We start from the raw sequence: 15,765 nt of genomic DNA on the forward strand, positions 1-15,765 counted from the left end.
CGCGCTGCGCGCGGCGTCAGTTGTGGCCGAACTTCTTCTGCTTGCTCTTGTGGGCCAGGTCCATCGGACTCGGCGACGGATTGACCGACTCGCCGGAGGATTCCATCGAACTCTTCGACGGGTCCTGCGAGGACGAGCGGGCCTGCTGCTTCGGCTGCTTCTGCTGCTTGTTCTTGGCCATGGGGGAGCCTCCGTGAGGGTCTAGGGGCCAGGACCGCCTTCACACTCACACAGCGCCAGAAAGCGCGCATTTTGGATCATTACTGCGCGTAGCCGGTAGAACCAAAAGTTCCGCCACGCCGATGATCGAGTTCCGGCCGTCAACACCCTTGCGGTCGGGCAGACTCGGGGGACCCGCCGAAGAAACACTGAGGATCCCCAGGGAAGAGGTGGAACGCGTGGACCGCTGCGTCGTCCTGGTGGACGCCGGCTATCTGCTGGGCGCCGCCGCAAGCCTTCTCGCAGGGGAGCCCTCACGCTCCCGCATCACCGTCGACCACGCCGCCCTCATCCAGGGACTGCGCGAACGGGCCGAGGCCGACACCGAACAGCCCCTCCTGCGCATCTACTGGTTCGACGGCGCACCCGACCGGGTGCCGCAGCCCGAGCACCGGCGGCTGCGCGTCATGCCCCGCGTCACCGTCCGACTGGGCGCCCTGACCCGGAGCGACGGCCGCTGGGCGCAGAAGGGCGTCGACGCCGCCATGCACGCCGAGCTCACCGAACTCGCCCGCAACCGGGCCTGCTCCGACGTGGTCCTCGTCACCGGCGACGGCGACCTGCTGCCCGGGCTGATGTCCGCCAAGGAACACGGGGTCGCCGTCCACCTGTGGGCCGTACAGGCGGCCGACGGGGACTACAACCAGTCCGAGGACCTCGTCGCCGAAGCCGACGAACGCCGCGTCCTCGACCGCGCCTGGATCACCCGGGCCGTCCGGGCCAAGGACCTCGCCGGGCTCTGCTCCCCACCGCCCGCCCCGCGCCCCGACATCGCCGCCATCCTCTCCGCCCCGCTGCCCGAGGCCGCCCTCGCCGAAGCCGCCCGCAACGGCTCGCCCGCCGGGGACCGGGAAGCCGAAGGAGTGCCCGTACCGGCTCCGGCCACCGGCGGGAGCAAGACCGTACCCACGCCCAAGGACCTCGCCGGCGCCCTGCGCGCCCCCGGCCAGCAGGCCGGACCGCCCGCAACGGCCGCGCAGCCCGGCGCCGTTCCGGCCGGCAGCGCCCTGCGCTGGTCCTCCGACAAGGGGTGGATCGACCGGGCCGGACCGCTCGGCGAGCCCGCCGAGACCGCCTCGCTGCCCACCCTCGCCCAGCTCACCAGCGCCGAACAGCGCTGGGCGGACCGCGAGGAGGACATCACCACCGTCGGCGGCGACCCCTTCGAAGTGGGACAGGTGTTCGCCCGGCGCTGGATGGAACGGCTCCCGGAATCCGTGCACCTGCAGAAGCTCGCCACGATGTACCCGCGGATCCCCCACCGGATCGACGGCGAGCTCCTGCGCTACGCCGCCCGGTTCGGGCTGCTCGCGCACAAGGACGACCAGATCGACGAACACGACCGCTACGCCATCCGGGCCGGCTTCTGGCGGGAGATCGACGTCCGCGCGGCCGCCGAGCACGTGGCCGCCGTCCCCGCGGCCGGCCCCGCGGGCGTCTCCCTGGGACCTGCGGGGGCGGCGACCCCGGCGGCCGAGTAGGGGCGGAAGCCGCGTAGGCTGCTCCCTCGTGAGTACGGGCACGGCACAAGACCAGAGCAGTACGGCGGCAGCCGCGGGAGCGGCCCCCGGCGTCGTTTGCGCGGTCCGTGACCTCGTCAAGACGTACCCCGCGGTACGCGGCCGGCGCGGTGCCCCCGCCCTGCCGGAGACCCGCGCCAACGACGGCATCTCGCTGGACGTACGGCGCGGCGAGATCTTCGGCCTGCTCGGCCCCAACGGCGCCGGCAAGTCCACCCTGGTCCGGCAGCTCACCGGCCTGATGCGCCCCGACTCGGGCACCGTCACCCTCCTCGGCCACGACCTCGCACGCCACCCCGACCGGGCGGCCCGGCTGCTCGCCTACCTGGGGCAGGAGTCCACCGCCCTCGACGAGCTCACGGTGGCCCTGGCCGCCGAGACCACCGGGCGGCTGCGCGGACTGCCGCTGCGGGCGGCGCGGGCCGCGCGGGACGAGGTGCTGGAGGAGCTCGGGCTGACCGGGATCGCCGGCCGGCCCCTGAAGAAGCTCTCCGGCGGGCAGCGGCGCCTCGCCTGCTTCGCCGCCGCGCTGGTGGGGGAGCGGCCGGTGCTCGTGCTCGACGAACCCACCACCGGCATGGACCCCGTCGCCCGGCGGGCCGTCTGGACCGCGGTCGACCGGCGGCGCGCGCAGCACGGCGCGACGGTCCTGCTGGTCACCCACAACGTCATCGAGGCCGAGACCGTCCTCGACCGGGTCGCCGTGATCGACCAGGGCAAGGTCATCGCCTGTGACACCCCGGCCGGCCTGAAGGCCACCGTGTCGGACGAGGTCCGCCTCGAACTGGTCTGGCGCCAGACCGCCCCGCTGGAGATCGCGGAGGTCGCGGCGCTGCGCGAGCGCGCGGTCGAGTCCGGGCGGCGCTGGGTACTGCGGCTGGGCCCGGACGAGGCCCGCGCGGCGGTCGCCGCACTGACGGGCGGCCCCGCCTTCGCGGCGCTGGACGACTTCACACTGGCCACGCCGAGCCTGGAGGACGTGTACCTCTCGCTCGGCGGGAAGACGAAAGGGCTGGTGAAGCTGTGAGCGACCGTCCGGCAGGCGCTCTCGCGCCGACCACGTCCGCGCCGGGGGCCGCTGCCGCGTCGCAGGAGGCCGCCGAGCCGAACGCTGCCGCGCACGAGGCCGCCGTACCGAACGCCGTCCCGCAGCACGCCGCCGCTCAGCTGGCGCCCCGGGCCGGGTTCCTGCCCGCGCTCGCCGCCGTGTACCGGGCGCAGCTCTCCCGGGCCCGGGTGGCGCGGATCCCGCTGCTCTTCGTCGCCACCTTCCAGTCCGTCGGGATCATGATCCTGATGCGGGGCGTCGTCGACGGAGGCTCCGAGGCCCGGGCCGTTGTGGCCGGCTCCTCCGTGCTCGTCGTCGCCTTCGTCGCGCTGAACCTGCTCGCGCAGTACTTCGGGCAGTTGCGGGCCGGTGGCGGCCTCGACCACTACGCCACCCTGCCGGTGCCGCCCGCGTCGGTGGTGCTGGGCGCGGCCGCCGCGTACGCCTCCTTCACACTGCCGGGGACGCTGGTGACGGCGGTCTTCGGCTGCGTGCTGTTCGGGCTGCCGATGGGCGGGCTGTGGATCCTGCTGGCGGTGGTCCCGCTGGCCGGCGCCGCGCTCGCCGGGCTCGGCGCCGCGCTGGGCCTGCTGGCGCCGCGGCAGGAGCTGGCCACGCTCGCGGGGCAGCTCGGCATGTCGGCGGCGCTGCTGCTGGGGGTGCTGCCGCCCGAGCGGATGCCGGAGGTGATCGTGTGGGCGCGGGCCCTGCTGCCGTCCACGTACGGGGTGGAGGCGTTCGCCCGTACCTTCGCGCCCGAACCGGACTGGGCCGCCGTCGCCCTCGACCTCGGGGTGTGCGGGGCGGTGGGCGTGCTGTCGCTGGCCGTCGCGACGTGGGCGTACCGGCGGGCCGCGGTCCGCTGACGCCGGTGGCGCCCGCGCCGGGCACACCTGGCACGATGTGGGGGTGACCGAAGCCGTGACCCCTCCGTCTCCATTCGACCCGCCGTCGCTGCCGCCCGAGAAGCCGGGCACCGCCGCCGGGGGCATCACTCCGGCGGAGGTCCGCGACGGGGCCGCCGTCGCCCTGGCGGTCGGGCTGGCCGGCGTGCTCCTCGCCGTGCTGTGGGCGTGGCTGGCGCCGCGGGTGCAGTACGTCTCCAACGGGGAGGCCGTGTTCCTGCGCAACAGCGAGAGCGAGGCGCGGATCGGGTCCGACGGGACGTTCTTCCTCCTGGCGGCGGGGCTGGGCGCGCTGAGCGCGGTCGGCACGTTCCTGTGGCGGCGGGCCGGCGGTGTGCCGGTGGTCGTCGGGCTCGCGGTCGGGTCCGTATTCGCCGCGCTGGTGGGGTGGCGGCTGGGGCTGGCGCTCGGGCCGTCGTCGAACCTGGCGGAAGCGGCTGCGCGCGCGGGGAAGGGTGTTCCGTTCGACGCGCCGATGGAGCTGCTGGCGTACGGGGTGCTGCTGGCGTGGCCGATGACCGCGGTCCTGCTCCACCTGGGCCTCACCGCCCTGTGGGCCCCCCGGGACCCCGCCCCGGCCCCCGCCTGGGCCGTCTACCCCCCGCCGCACGTCCACGCGGACCCGGAGCCGCCCCGCCCGTAGGCCCCTGGGCCGAGCCCCGGGACCCCGCGCCTCAAACGTCGGCGAGGCGCCAGCGGCACCATGCAGACGGCATCGGCCAAATCCAGCCCCGCCGGCGTTTGAGGCGCAGGTCTGGGCGGAGCCCAGGATGCCGCGCAGCGGTATCAGCCCTGACGGCCGCGCCGCAGGCTACGGGCGGGCCACCGGGGCCAGGACGGCGGACGTGAGGGTGGTCAGGTCCGCGGGGGAGAGTTCGACCTCCAGGCCGCGGCGGCCGGCCGAGACGCAGATCGTGGCGTGCCGGGAGGCAGACGCGTCCAGCACCGTGCGCAGGCGGCGGCGCTGCCCCAGCGGGGAGATGCCCCCGCGGACGTACCCCGTGGTCCGTTCCGCCAGCGCGGGATCGGCCATCGCCGCCCGCTTGCCGCCCACCGCCGCGGCCAGTGCCTTGAGGTCGAGCGAGCCCGAGACCGGGACGACCGCCACCGTCAGGGTGCCGTCCACGTCCGCGACCAGCGTTTTGAAGACCTGGTCCGGCGAGACGCCGAGCGCCTGCGCCGCCTCCTCGCCGTAGGAGGGGTGCGACGGGTCGTGGTCGTAGGAGTGCGTGGTGAAGTCCACGCCCGCCGCCGTGAGGGCGACGATCGCGGGGGTGCCGGCGGCCTGCGGCGCGGGCTTCTTCTTCGCCATCAGTTCGGGCTCGTCGGCGCGCGGGTCAGATCCACCGCGGGGAGGGACGGGAGGTGGCGGATCACCGCCGTCTCGGTGCGCAGGAGCTTGAGTTCCTCCGCCAGGCGGGTCGCCGTGTCGGGGGCCTGGAGGAGCCGCTGCTTCGCCGGGATGTCCAGCACCGCCGCCGCTGCCACCAGGTAGGAGACCACCGACGGCTCGTCGGGGAGCTCCGCACCCGTCAGGGACCGCTCGCGCGCGCCGGCCAGCCGCTTCTGGTAGTTGCGGAAGGCCCGCAGCACCCCCTCGGCCAGCGCGCCCGCGCCTTCACCGGCGTCCTCGGGGAGCTCCTCCAGCTCCGCCACCAGGAACGGGCCCGACGCGTCCACCGAAAGGAGGCGTACGCGCGTGGTGCCCGTCGCCAGGACCTCGAAGCTGCCGTCCTCCCGCTCCCGGATCGTGGCCGCGTCGGCGACGCAGCCCACCCGGTGGAAGGCCTGGATCGGGTCCGAGCCGAACCCGGCGGCCGGGCCCCGCTCGGGCACGGCCGTCTGGTCGGGCAGTCCGGGCGCGGTCGGGGCCACCTCCCGGCCGTCGCGGATCGCGACGACGGCGAAGCGGCGCGGTTCGTCCGCGCCCCCCTTCAGCAGCTCGCGCATCATGGCGCGATAACGCTCCTCGAAGACGTTCAGCGGGAGGACGAGTCCCGGGAACAGCACGGAGTTCAGGGGGAAGAGTGGCAGGCGAACGGTGGTCACGAGGCACAGGGTAATGGCCGGGAGGCGGGCCCCGTCACCCCCGCCTCAGCAGCCGGGAGGCCCCGGCCGCCACCGTCGTGGCCAGGATCCACCCCAGGATGACGAGGGCCGCCGCCCCCCACTGCCAGCCGCCCTCCAGCTTCCAGCGGCCCTCCTGCCCGAGATCGATCACCGGGAGCAGCAGGTCCAGCGCGTAGAGGGGGGCACTCCACTGGGGTGACTCGTCCTCCTTGATCGCCGGCGGGTCGTGCTGGGAGAACAGCAGCGCTCCCGCCGCCCACAGCACCGCCATCCACAGCGCGGCCCGCCCCGGGCGGTACCCGTAGGCCACCGTCCAGTCCTGGAGGTACCCCCACGCCTTCTGCCCCGCCGGCAGAGTGGCCCGGCGCCGCCGCTGCTTGGCCAGCAGCACCTCGCGGGCGTCCGCGTCCTCGCCGCTGGCCCGCAGCACCGCGGCCAGCCGCTCGTACGGCTCCGGGGAGTACTCGGGCGTCGCCGCCTCCACCCACTCCAGCCGGCGGGCGAGCGGGAAGTGGCCGCGGGGCGCGAGGTTCTCGTAGACGAAGCCCTCGATCGACACGCCGCCCGGGCCCGGCCAGCTCGTGGAGGTGTCCACCAGCTTGACCACCTTGGCCCCCGACACCACCACCCGGCCGCGCTCCGGCCGCTCGCCGACGAAGCGGAACTCGGGGGTCTGGATCCGGCGCAGGGAGATCTCCTGGTCGGCGGCGAGTCCGAACCGGGCGCCGTAGAAGTCGATGGCGTCCCCGAAGCGGCCGTCGTCCAGCCGCAGCCCGCCCCGGCACACGAAGCGCTGCGCCCGCTGGCCGCGCGTCGGGGTCAGGCCCAGCCCGTACGGGGGCGTGGAGGAGTTCGAGCCGGGGACGTAGTCCAGGGCGATCGAGGTCAGGTACAGGGTCCGCTCGACGGTCAGCTGCGGCGCGTTCAGCGCGTACTTCCCGCTCGGGTTGCGCAGCCGGGCCCCGCGCATGTTCATCGACACGCCGATCTTCGCGCCGCGCAGGCTCACCTCGCCGTACGTCTCCAACAGCTCGGCCTGGAAGTCCTGCGCGACCGACATCCCGTCGGCGGCGATCGCCCGGCCCTTGGAGTCGCGCTGCACCACGGCCTGGCTGATCAGCAGGTCGGTGCCGATCTGCGCGTCGGTCAGCCGCATCCCGCGCGTCACCCGGCAGCGCGGCAGGTGCAGATCGCCGTCGGTGTGCACGCGCGCCGCCTCCAGCCGCGGTATCGCGCAGTTGACCAGGCGCAGCGTGCCGAACCGGGCCTCGGACAGCTGGACCTCGCTGTCGAAGCGGCAGGACTGCAGCTCCACGTACGGCCCCACCGCGCCGCCGGACAGGTCGAGGCGCCCGGTGATCCGCACCCCGCGCAGCTTCAGCGAGGCCACCCGGCCCGGCAGCGGCGGCGGCCCGTGGAGCAGCAGCAGGGCCACGACCCGGGCGCGGACGGTGCGCTCGGGGCCCCACACGTGGTCGGCGTGCGGGTCGTCCCGCTCGGCGGTGCGCACGCTCAGATCGCAGACGCTGCCGGTACGGAACGCCTCCCACATGCGGCGCTCGGCGGCGGTCAGATCCGCCGGTTCCTCGCCCGCGCGTGCCTCGGTCATGGCGGCCCCCCTCCGCTCGTCCTGCGTGGAGATCAAAGTATCGGGGGCCTGTGACATCCGCGGCGTGTATCAGCCAGTGATACGGGCGGACGGTGCCGCTGGGCGGTCTGAGAGAATTGGGAGGTGATCTCTCGTATCGACCTGCGCGGTGACGCCCTCCCCGAGGGTGGCGCCCTGCGCGATCTGCTGCCCCGTGCCGAGTTCGACGTAGAAGCTGCCCTGGAGAAGGTGCGGCCCATCTGCGAGGACGTCCATCATCGTGGCACGGCGGCGCTGATCGAGTACGCGCAGAAGTTCGACGGGGTGACGTTGGAGCAGGTCAGGGTGCCCGTAGAGGCCCTCAAGACCGCTCTCGACGAGCTCGACCCGGCCGTCCGCGCCGCCCTCGAGGAGTCGATCCGGCGCGCCCGGATCGTGCACCGCAACCAGCGCCGCACCGAGCACACCACCCAGGTGGTCCCCGGCGGCACGGTGACCGAGAAGTGGGTTCCGGTGGAGCGCGTGGGGCTGTACGCCCCGGGCGGCCGTTCCGTGTACCCGTCCTCCGTCGTGATGAACGTCGTACCGGCGCAGGAAGCGGGCGTGGGCTCCGTCGCGCTCGCCTCCCCGCCGCAGAAGGAGTTCGGCGGGCTGCCGCACCCGACGATCCTCGCCGCGTGCGCGCTGCTCGGCGTGGACGAGGTGTACGCGGCCGGCGGCGCCCAGGCCGTCGCGATGTTCGCGTACGGCACGGAGGAGTGCGCCCCGGCGAACATGGTGACCGGCCCCGGCAACATCTGGGTCGCCGCCGCCAAGCGCTACTTCACCGGCAGGATCGGCATCGACACCGAGGCCGGCCCCACCGAGATCGCGGTCCTCGCGGACTCCACGGCCGACCCGGTGCACGTCGCCGCCGACCTCATCAGCCAGGCCGAGCACGACCCGCTGGCCGCCGCCGTCCTCGTCACGGACTCCGTGGAGCTCGCCGAGGCCGTCGAGAAGGAGCTGGAGCCCCAGGTCGCCGCCACCAAGCACATCGAGGACCGGATCAAGCCGGCCCTCGCGGGCAGGCAGTCCGCGATCGTGCTGGTCGACAGCCTGGAGGACGGCCTCAAGGTCGTCGACGCGTACGGCGCCGAGCACCTGGAGATCCAGACCGCCGACGCCGCCGCCTGGGCCGCCCGGGTGCGCAACGCCGGCGCGATCTTCGTCGGCCCGTGGGCCCCGGTCTCGCTCGGCGACTACTGCGCCGGGTCGAACCACGTGCTGCCCACCGGCGGCTGCGCCTGCCACTCCTCGGGCCTGTCCGTGCAGTCCTTCCTGCGCGGCATCCACATCGTCGACTACACGCGCGACGCACTCGCCGAGGTCACCCACCACGTGGTGACGCTGGCCGAGGCCGAGGACCTGCCCGCGCACGGCGCCGCCCTGAAGGCGCGCTTCGGATGGAAGGTGCCGGCCGTATGACCGCGAACATCGGTATCGACGACCTCCCCATCCGCGACGAGCTCCGCGGCAAGAGCCCCTACGGCGCCCCGCAGCTCGACGTGCCCGTCCAGCTGAACACCAACGAGAACCCGTACGAGCTGCCCGAACCGCTCGTCCGGCGGATCGCCGAGCGCGTCGCCGACGCCGCCCGCACCCTCAACCGCTACCCCGACCGGGACGCGGTCGAGCTGCGCACCCAGCTGGCCGCCTACCTCACCCGTACGGCCAAGCACCCGGTCGCGCGGGAGAACGTATGGGCCGCCAACGGCTCCAACGAGGTCATCCAGCAGCTGCTGCAGACCTTCGGCGGGCCCGGCCGCACCGCGATCGGCTTCGAGCCCTCCTACTCGATGCACGCGCTGATCTCCCGCGGCACCGGCACCGGCTGGATCTCCGGCCCGCGCCGGGACGACTTCACCATCGACGTGGCGGCCGCCGAGCGGGCCATCGCGGAGCACGCCCCGGACGTCGTGTTCATCACCTCGCCGAACAACCCCACGGGCACCGCGGTCGACGCCGACACCGTCCTCGCGCTCTACGAGGCCGCGCAGGCCGCCAAGCCCTCCCTGGTTATCGTCGACGAGGCGTACGTGGAGTTCAGCCACCGCGACTCGCTCCTCCCGCTGATCGAGGGCCGCCCCAACATGGTGGTCTCCCGGACCATGTCCAAGGCCTTCGGCGCCGCCGGCCTGCGCCTGGGCTACCTGGCCGCGCACCCCGCCGTGGTCGACGCCGTCCAGCTGGTGCGCCTGCCGTACCACCTGTCGGCCGTCACCCAGGCCACCGCGCTGGCCGCACTGGAGCACACCGACACCCTGCTCGGCTACGTCGAGCAGCTCAAGGCCGAACGCGACCGCCTCGTCATCGAGCTGCGGGCCATCGGCTACGAGGTCACCGAGTCCGACGCGAACTTCATCCAGTTCGGCAGGTTCGAGGACTCCCACACCGCTTGGCAGAAAATCCTCGACCAGGGCGTCCTGGTCCGGGACAACGGCGTGCCGGGATGGCTGCGGGTCACCGCGGGCACCCCGGCCGAGAACGACGCGTTCCTGGAAGCGGTTCGCGCACTGAAGAAGGAGCAGCACGCATGAGCCGCATCGGACGGGTCGAACGGACCACGAAGGAGACCTCGGTCCTCGTCGAGATAAACCTCGACGGCACGGGCAAGGTCGACGTCTCGACGGGCGTGGGCTTCTACGACCACATGCTCGACCAGCTGGGCCGCCACGGCCTCTTCGACCTCACGGTCAAGACGGACGGCGACCTGCACATCGACAGCCACCACACCATCGAGGACACCGCGCTCGCGCTCGGCGCCGCCTTCAAGCAGGCCCTCGGCGACAAGGTCGGCATCTACCGCTTCGGCAACTGCACCGTGCCGCTGGACGAGTCCCTCGCCCAGGTCACCGTCGACCTGTCGGGCCGCCCCTACCTCGTGCACACCGAGCCCGAGAACATGGCGCCGATGATCGGCGAGTACGACACGACGATGACCCGGCACATCCTGGAGTCCTTCGTCGCGCAGGCCCAGATCGCCCTGCACGTGCACGTCCCCTACGGCCGCAACGCCCACCACATCGTGGAGTGCCAGTTCAAGGCGCTGGCGCGGGCCCTGCGCTACGCCGCCGAGTTCGACCCGCGCGCCGCCGGCATCCTTCCGTCCACGAAGGGTGCCCTCTAGCGTGAACGGGCTCAACACCATCTTGATCGTCGTCGGCCTCTTCCTGGCCGGCGGCGTCTACTCCTTCCAGAAGCAGCAGATGCCCAAATCGGTCGTCGTACTGCTCGCCATCGGCTCCGTGATGTGCCTGGTCGCCGGAGTCCTGCGAATCCAAGGGATCTGGGATTGACTTCCTCCCCTTCCCTAGTGGGAGGGGGTTCCCACCCTCGCGGGTGGGTTTTCCTGCTTCACCACGGACCGCCCCGACCGAGAGGAGGACTCCCGATGAGGTCTTACACCCGCTCCACAGGCGGCAGCCGCCAGCCCGGCGGCCAGAAGATTCACGGCTGCGTTCCCGTCCCGGTCGTGGGCCGTTCCGCAGTTCGTGCACGTCCATTCGCGGACGTCCAAGGCCATCTTGTCGGCCAGGGCCCCACAGGCGGAGCACAGGCGGGTGCTGGGGAACCACCGGTCGACGGTGATCAGTTCGCGCCCGTACCAGGCCGTTTTGTACTCCAGCATGCTCCGCAGCTCACGCCAGGCCGCGTCCGTGATGGCGCGGGCGAGCATGTGGTTCTTGAGCATGTTGGTGACGGTGAGATCCTCGATCACGAGCGTTTGGTTTTCGCGCACGAGTCGAGTCGACAGTTTGTGCAAGTGGTCGTGGCGGCGGTCGGCGATCCGGGCGTGGATCCTCGCCACCCGGGTGCGGCCCTTGGCCCGGTTCCTGCTGCCCTTCTCCTTCCGCGACAGTGCCCGCTGGGCACGGGCCAGGCGCTCGCGGTCCCGGCGTTCATGCCGGGGGTTGGGAACCTTCTCTCCGGTGGAGAGGGTGACCAGCGCGGTCAGTCCGACGTCGATGCCCACGGCGGGCAAAGGACGGGACCACACGACGTTCAGCGGCTCCGCCATCTTCGCCAGCGTCAGTCGGCCGTCGGCGTACCGGAACGCGGAACGTGTGTACTCGGCCGAGGCGCGGGACTTCCGCTTGGACTTGAAGCGGGGGTACTTCGCCCGCTTCCCCCAGAACGCTGTGAACGCCGTCTGCAGGTGGCGAAGCGCCTGCTGCAACGGCACCGAGGACACATCGTTGAGGTAGGCCAGCTCCTCGGTCCGTTTCCACACCGTGAGCAGCGCCGACGTCTGGCCGTAGCCCACCCGCTCCCCACGCGCCCACGCCTCGGTACGGGCGGCAAGGGCCAGGTTGTAGACCTTCCGCACGCACCCGAACGTCCGCGACAGCTCGGCTGCCTGCGCATCGGTTGGATAGAAGCGGTACTTGAACGCCCGCTTTACCAGAGAAGTTCCCACGCCCCGGACGCTGGGGGCGGTCACGATCCGAACACAAGTCCAGGTCAAGGCGTCACGCAGCGGCACCGCGCCCGGGTGCGGTCCCGAGCCGCAGATACTTTCCCCACCCGGCCGAAGCCGGGAGTTTTCACGCAAGGAGGTTGGGATGAGCGCCGCTAGTCCCGCCAGACCCACCAAGAAGGTCGTCGTCTTCGACTACGGCTTCGGCAACGTCCGCTCCGCCGAGCGCGCCCTCGCCCGCGTCGGCGCGGACGTCGAGATCACCCGCGACTACGACAAGGCCATGGACGCCGACGGACTCCTCGTCCCCGGCGTCGGTGCCTTCTCCGCCTGCATGCAGGGCCTCAAGGACGTCCGCGGCGACTGGATCATCGGCCGCCGGCTCTCCGGCGGCCGCCCGGTCATGGGCATCTGCGTCGGCATGCAGATCCTCTTCGAGCGCGGCATCGAGCACGGCGTCGAGACAGAGGGCCTCGACGAGTGGCCCGGCACGGTCGGCCCGCTCAAGGCCCCGATCGTCCCCCACATGGGCTGGAACACCGTCGAGGCCCCGGCCGACAGCCAGGCCTTCGCCGGGCTGGACGCCGACGCCCGGTTCTACTTCGTGCACTCCTACGCGGCGAAGGAGTGGAGCCTGGAAGTCACCAACCCGCTGATCCGCGCCCCCAAGGTCACCTGGGCCACGCACGGCGAGCGGTTCGTCGCGGCGGTGGAGAACGGGGCCCTGTGGGCCACCCAGTTCCACCCCGAGAAGTCCGGCGACGCCGGAGCCCAGCTCCTCACCAACTGGATCGAGACCCTCTGATGACTTCGACGCAGAAGACGCTTGAGCTCCTCCCCGCCGTCGACGTCCGCGACGGCCAGGCCGTCCGCCTCGTGCACGGCGTGTCCGGCAGCGAGACCTCCTACGGCTCCCCGCTGGAGGCGGCCCTCGCCTGGCAGCGCTCCGGCGCCGAATGGCTGCACCTGGTCGACCTGGACGCCGCCTTCGGCACCGGCGACAACCGCGCCCTCGTCGCCGAGATCACCCGCGCCATGGACATCAAGGTCGAGCTCTCCGGCGGCATCCGCGACGACGCCTCGCTCGCCGCGGCCCTCGCCACCGGCTGCACCCGCGTCAACCTCGGCACCGCCGCCCTGGAGACCCCCGAGTGGGCCGCCAAGGCCATCGCCGAGCACGGCGACAAGATCGCGATCGGCCTGGACGTCCGCGGCACCACCCTCAAGGGCCGCGGCTGGACCAGCGAGGGCGGCGACCTCTACGAGACCCTCGCCCGCCTCGACTCCGAGGGCTGCGCCCGCTACGTCGTCACCGACATCGGCAAGGACGGCACGCTCACCGGCCCCAACCTGGAGCTGCTGAAGAACGTCTGCGCCGCCACCGACCGCCCCGTCGTCGCCTCCGGAGGCATCTCCTCCCTCGACGACCTGCGGGACCTGGCCGCGCTGGTGCCGCTGGGCGTCGAAGGCGCCATCGTCGGCAAGGCCCTGTACGCCAAGGCCTTCACCCTGGAAGAAGCCCTGGAGGTGGTCTCCGCATGAGCGAGGTTCGTCGTATCTCTTCCGGCGGCCCCTACGAGGACGTCATCGGCTACTCCCGCGCCGTCCAGCTCCCGAACGGGCTCGTCCTGGTCTCCGGCTGCACCGCGGCCGGCGAGGGCGGCCCGTACGACCAGGCCGTCACCGCCTTCGGCGTGGCCTTCAAGGCCCTGGCAGAGGCGGGCCTCGGCCCGGAGCACGTGGTCCGCACCCGTATGTACCTCACCCACGCCCGGGACGTGGACGAGGTGGGCCGCGCCCACAAGGCGCTGTTCGACGCGGTCCGCCCCGCCGCATCCATGATCATCGTCTCCGGCTTCGTGGACCCGAGCATGGTCGTCGAGGTCGAGGTCGAGGCGTACAAGGGAGACGCGTCATGACCCTCGCCGTACGGGTGATCCCCTGCCTGGACGTCGACAACGGCCGGGTCGTCAAGGGCATCAACTTCCAGAACCTGCGCGACGCAGGCGACCCGGTGGAGATGGCCAAGCTGTACGACGCCGAAGGCGCCGACGAGCTGACCTTCCTCGACATCACCGCGTCCTCCGGCAACCGCGAGACCACCTACGACGTGGTGCGCCGCACCGCCGAGCAGGTCTTCATCCCGCTGACCGTGGGCGGCGGCGTCCGCACCGCGGACGACGTGGACAAGCTGCTGCGCGCCGGAGCGGACAAGGTGGGCGTCAACACCGCCGCCATCGCCCGGCCCGAGCTCATCCAGGAGATCGCGGAGCGCTTCGGCCGACAGGTCCTCGTCCTGTCCGTGGACGCGCGCCGCACGGAGAGCGGCTCCTTCGAGGTCACCACGCACGGCGGCCGCAAGGGCACCGGCATCGACGCCGTCGAGTGGGCCCACCGGGCGGCGGAGCTGGGCGCCGGGGAGATCCTGCTGAACTCGATGGACGCGGACGGCACCAAGAACGGCTACGACACCGAGATGATCGCGGCCGTCCGCAAGCACGTGACGGTCCCGGTGATCGCCTCGGGCGGCGCGGGCAAGCTGGCGGACTTCCCGCCGGCCATCGCCGCGGGCGCGGACGCGGTGCTCGCGGCGTCCGTGTTCCACTTCGGCGACCTGCGGATCTCCGAGGTCAAGGCCACCCTCCGCGAAGCGGGGCACCCGGTCCGGTGACCCGCCGCGTCCTGGGGCTCCGCCCCAGACCCCGCGCCTCAAACTCCCCCAGCTACCGCTGGGAGGTGCCCCCTGGCGGGGCTGGATTTGGCTGATGCTGTCCGCCCGGCGGGGCTGGATTGCCCGCAGGGCAATTCCAGCCCCGCCGGCGTTTGAGGCGCGGTGGTCCAGGGGCGGAGCCCCCGGCAGTGGACCGCAGGGTCAGATGCCCAGGGCGGCCGTCGTCAGCTTGGCGACGGCCTCCTTGTCGCCGTCCAGGGTGACCGCGGCCGCCGCCTGCCGGCCGAAGCAGAACAGGGTCAGCTCGCCCGGTTCGCCCGTCACCGTCACCACCGGGACGCCCTTGTGCGCCACCGCCGTGCGCCCGTCGGGGCGGCGCAGCACCAGGCCCACCGGGGAGCGGCGCCCCGTCAGGCGGGCCAGCTTCTCCAGGCGGGACCAGAGCGCGTCCGAGAACACCGGGTCCAGTTCGCGCGGCGACCAGTCCGGCTGGGCCCTGCGCACGTCTTCCGAGTGGACGTAGAACTCCACCGCGTTCGCCGCCTCGTCGATCTGCTTCAGCGCGTACACCGACAGCTTCGGCGGGCCCGTCCGGATCAGCTGGACGAGCTCCTCGTACGGCTTGGCGGTGTACTCCGCCATCGCCTTGTCCAGACGGTCCTTCAGTACGTTCAGGAGCAGGCCGCCCGCCGCGTCCGGACGGCGCTCGCGGACCACCACGTGCGCCGCGAGTTCCCGGCAGGTCCAGCCTTCGCACAGCGTCGGGGCCTCCGGGCCGGCGGCTTCCAACAGGTCGGCCAGCAGCAGTCGTTCACGCTTCGCATGGGTAGACATGCGGGCCAGCCTACGGCTGGAACCCACCCCGCGCCTGCCCATCAGGCGGACAGAGATCCATTGCCGGTCCCATCTCGCGGCACAATGGCACGCATGAGTACGTCCTCCCTCGATCCCGCCATCGCCGCGCGGCTCAAGCGCTCCGTCGACGGCCTGGTACCGGCCATCGCCCAGCAGTACGACACCGGCGAGGTGCTCATGCTCGGCTGGATGGACGACGAGGCCCTGCACCGCACGCTGACCACCGGCCGCTGCACCTACTGGTCGCGCAGCCGCCGGGAGTACTGGGTGAAGGGGGACACTTCCGGCCACATCCAGCACGTGAAGTCGGTCGCCCTCGACTGCGACGCGGACACCGTCCTCGTCAAGGTCGACCAGGTCGGAGCCGCCTGCCACACCGGCGCCCGCACCTGCTTCGACGCCGATGTCCTTCCGCTGGCCGAATAGCCGG

19 protein-coding genes are annotated in these 15,765 nt (G+C 72.6%); 13 read left to right on the forward strand and 6 right to left on the reverse strand.

The annotated features are described in order from the left end of the window. Positions 1-16: 16 nt before the first annotated feature. The gene (locus tag AB0O21_RS27965) at positions 17-181 is read right to left on the reverse strand and encodes a hypothetical protein (RefSeq protein ID WP_329386666.1); all 165 of its coding nucleotides are present in this window, start codon (positions 179-181) and stop codon (positions 17-19) included. A 208-nt stretch (positions 182-389) separates the two neighbouring features. On the opposite strand from AB0O21_RS27965, the gene AB0O21_RS27970 reads away from it, so the two are divergent. The 4 genes from AB0O21_RS27970 to AB0O21_RS27985 all read left to right on the forward strand — a co-directional run bounded on the left by AB0O21_RS27970 (position 390) and on the right by AB0O21_RS27985 (position 4,335). Beyond that, entirely contained in the window at positions 390-1,700 is a 1,311-nt protein-coding gene (locus AB0O21_RS27970) for an NYN domain-containing protein (RefSeq protein ID WP_365175421.1), read from the forward strand. A 28-nt stretch (positions 1,701-1,728) separates the two neighbouring features. Then, entirely contained in the window at positions 1,729-2,766 is a 1,038-nt protein-coding gene (locus tag AB0O21_RS27975; RefSeq protein ID WP_365175423.1) for an ABC transporter ATP-binding protein, read from the forward strand. Positions 2,767-2,906: 140 nt separating this feature from the next. Continuing rightward, complete coding sequence (locus AB0O21_RS27980; protein WP_365175561.1) at positions 2,907-3,653, forward strand: ABC transporter permease; 747 nt, start codon at positions 2,907-2,909, stop codon at positions 3,651-3,653. A 43-nt stretch (positions 3,654-3,696) separates the two neighbouring features. After that, positions 3,697-4,335, forward strand: coding sequence for a hypothetical protein (locus tag AB0O21_RS27985; RefSeq protein ID WP_365175425.1), 639 nt, complete (start codon positions 3,697-3,699; stop codon positions 4,333-4,335). A 168-nt stretch (positions 4,336-4,503) separates the two neighbouring features. Here the strand turns inward: AB0O21_RS27985 and ybaK are convergent, their stop codons facing one another. From ybaK to AB0O21_RS28000, 3 genes are read right to left on the reverse strand one after another with little or no spacing between them, the layout of a single operon-like run. Continuing rightward, positions 4,504-5,004 carry a Cys-tRNA(Pro) deacylase gene (gene ybaK / locus AB0O21_RS27990; RefSeq protein WP_365175427.1) on the reverse strand — a complete coding sequence of 167 codons (501 nt, stop codon included), beginning with the start codon at positions 5,002-5,004 and terminating at the stop codon, positions 4,504-4,506. Further along, complete coding sequence (locus tag AB0O21_RS27995; RefSeq protein ID WP_365175429.1) at positions 5,004-5,741, reverse strand: LON peptidase substrate-binding domain-containing protein; 738 nt, start codon at positions 5,739-5,741, stop codon at positions 5,004-5,006. The genes ybaK and AB0O21_RS27995 overlap by 1 nt, the downstream gene beginning before the upstream one ends. A 34-nt stretch (positions 5,742-5,775) precedes the next feature. After that, a complete protein-coding gene (locus AB0O21_RS28000; RefSeq protein WP_365175431.1) occupies positions 5,776-7,371 on the reverse strand; it encodes an oxidoreductase in 1,596 nt (531 codons plus the stop codon). A 123-nt stretch (positions 7,372-7,494) separates the two neighbouring features. Between AB0O21_RS28000 and hisD the strand changes: the two genes are divergently transcribed. The 4 genes from hisD to AB0O21_RS28020 are packed head-to-tail and all read left to right on the forward strand — an operon-like array spanning position 7,495 to position 10,688. Continuing rightward, positions 7,495-8,817 (forward strand): histidinol dehydrogenase, encoded by a 1,323-nt coding sequence (gene hisD, locus AB0O21_RS28005; RefSeq protein WP_365175433.1) that lies wholly within the window; start codon positions 7,495-7,497, stop codon positions 8,815-8,817. After that, positions 8,814-9,929, forward strand: a complete 1,116-nt coding sequence (locus AB0O21_RS28010) for a histidinol-phosphate transaminase (RefSeq protein WP_365175435.1) — start codon at positions 8,814-8,816, stop codon at positions 9,927-9,929. The genes hisD and AB0O21_RS28010 overlap by 4 nt, the downstream gene beginning before the upstream one ends. Then, positions 9,926-10,519, forward strand: coding sequence for an imidazoleglycerol-phosphate dehydratase HisB (gene hisB, locus AB0O21_RS28015; RefSeq protein ID WP_030707279.1), 594 nt, complete (start codon positions 9,926-9,928; stop codon positions 10,517-10,519). The genes AB0O21_RS28010 and hisB overlap by 4 nt, the downstream gene beginning before the upstream one ends. 1 nt (position 10,520) lies before the next feature. Further along, positions 10,521-10,688 carry a hypothetical protein gene (locus AB0O21_RS28020; RefSeq protein ID WP_365175437.1) on the forward strand — a complete coding sequence of 56 codons (168 nt, stop codon included), beginning with the start codon at positions 10,521-10,523 and terminating at the stop codon, positions 10,686-10,688. A gap of 14 nt (positions 10,689-10,702) precedes the next feature. Here AB0O21_RS28020 and AB0O21_RS28025 read toward each other — a convergent pair whose 3' ends face one another. Next, a complete protein-coding gene (locus AB0O21_RS28025) occupies positions 10,703-11,809 on the reverse strand; it encodes an RNA-guided endonuclease TnpB family protein (protein WP_365175439.1) in 1,107 nt (368 codons plus the stop codon). Positions 11,810-11,954: 145 nt separating this feature from the next. Between AB0O21_RS28025 and hisH the strand changes: the two genes are divergently transcribed. From hisH to hisF, 4 genes are read left to right on the forward strand one after another with little or no spacing between them, the layout of a single operon-like run. Further along, on the forward strand, positions 11,955-12,614 hold the full coding sequence (hisH, locus tag AB0O21_RS28030; protein ID WP_365175441.1) for an imidazole glycerol phosphate synthase subunit HisH: 660 nt from the start codon (positions 11,955-11,957) through the stop codon (positions 12,612-12,614). Next, positions 12,614-13,351, forward strand: a complete 738-nt coding sequence (gene priA, locus AB0O21_RS28035; protein ID WP_365175443.1) for a bifunctional 1-(5-phosphoribosyl)-5-((5-phosphoribosylamino)methylideneamino)imidazole-4-carboxamide isomerase/phosphoribosylanthranilate isomerase PriA — start codon at positions 12,614-12,616, stop codon at positions 13,349-13,351. Before hisH ends, priA begins: the two co-directional genes overlap by 1 nt. Beyond that, positions 13,348-13,728: a RidA family protein gene (locus AB0O21_RS28040; protein ID WP_365175445.1), complete on the forward strand. Its 381-nt coding sequence runs from the start codon at positions 13,348-13,350 to the stop codon at positions 13,726-13,728. The genes priA and AB0O21_RS28040 overlap by 4 nt, the downstream gene beginning before the upstream one ends. Continuing rightward, positions 13,725-14,480 carry an imidazole glycerol phosphate synthase subunit HisF gene (gene hisF, locus AB0O21_RS28045; protein ID WP_365175447.1) on the forward strand — a complete coding sequence of 252 codons (756 nt, stop codon included), beginning with the start codon at positions 13,725-13,727 and terminating at the stop codon, positions 14,478-14,480. The genes AB0O21_RS28040 and hisF overlap by 4 nt, the downstream gene beginning before the upstream one ends. Positions 14,481-14,681: 201 nt before the next feature. Here hisF and AB0O21_RS28050 read toward each other — a convergent pair whose 3' ends face one another. Next, complete coding sequence (locus AB0O21_RS28050; RefSeq protein WP_365175449.1) at positions 14,682-15,314, reverse strand: TIGR03085 family metal-binding protein; 633 nt, start codon at positions 15,312-15,314, stop codon at positions 14,682-14,684. 84 nt (positions 15,315-15,398) lie between these two features. On the opposite strand from AB0O21_RS28050, the gene hisI reads away from it, so the two are divergent. Then, entirely contained in the window at positions 15,399-15,761 is a 363-nt protein-coding gene (hisI, locus tag AB0O21_RS28055) for a phosphoribosyl-AMP cyclohydrolase (protein ID WP_365175451.1), read from the forward strand. The last annotated feature ends 4 nt before the right edge of the window (positions 15,762-15,765 follow it).

Source organism: Streptomyces sp. NPDC091371, assembly GCF_040684275.1.
In the GTDB taxonomy this organism is placed as follows: Bacteria; Actinomycetota; Actinomycetes; order Streptomycetales; family Streptomycetaceae; genus Streptomyces.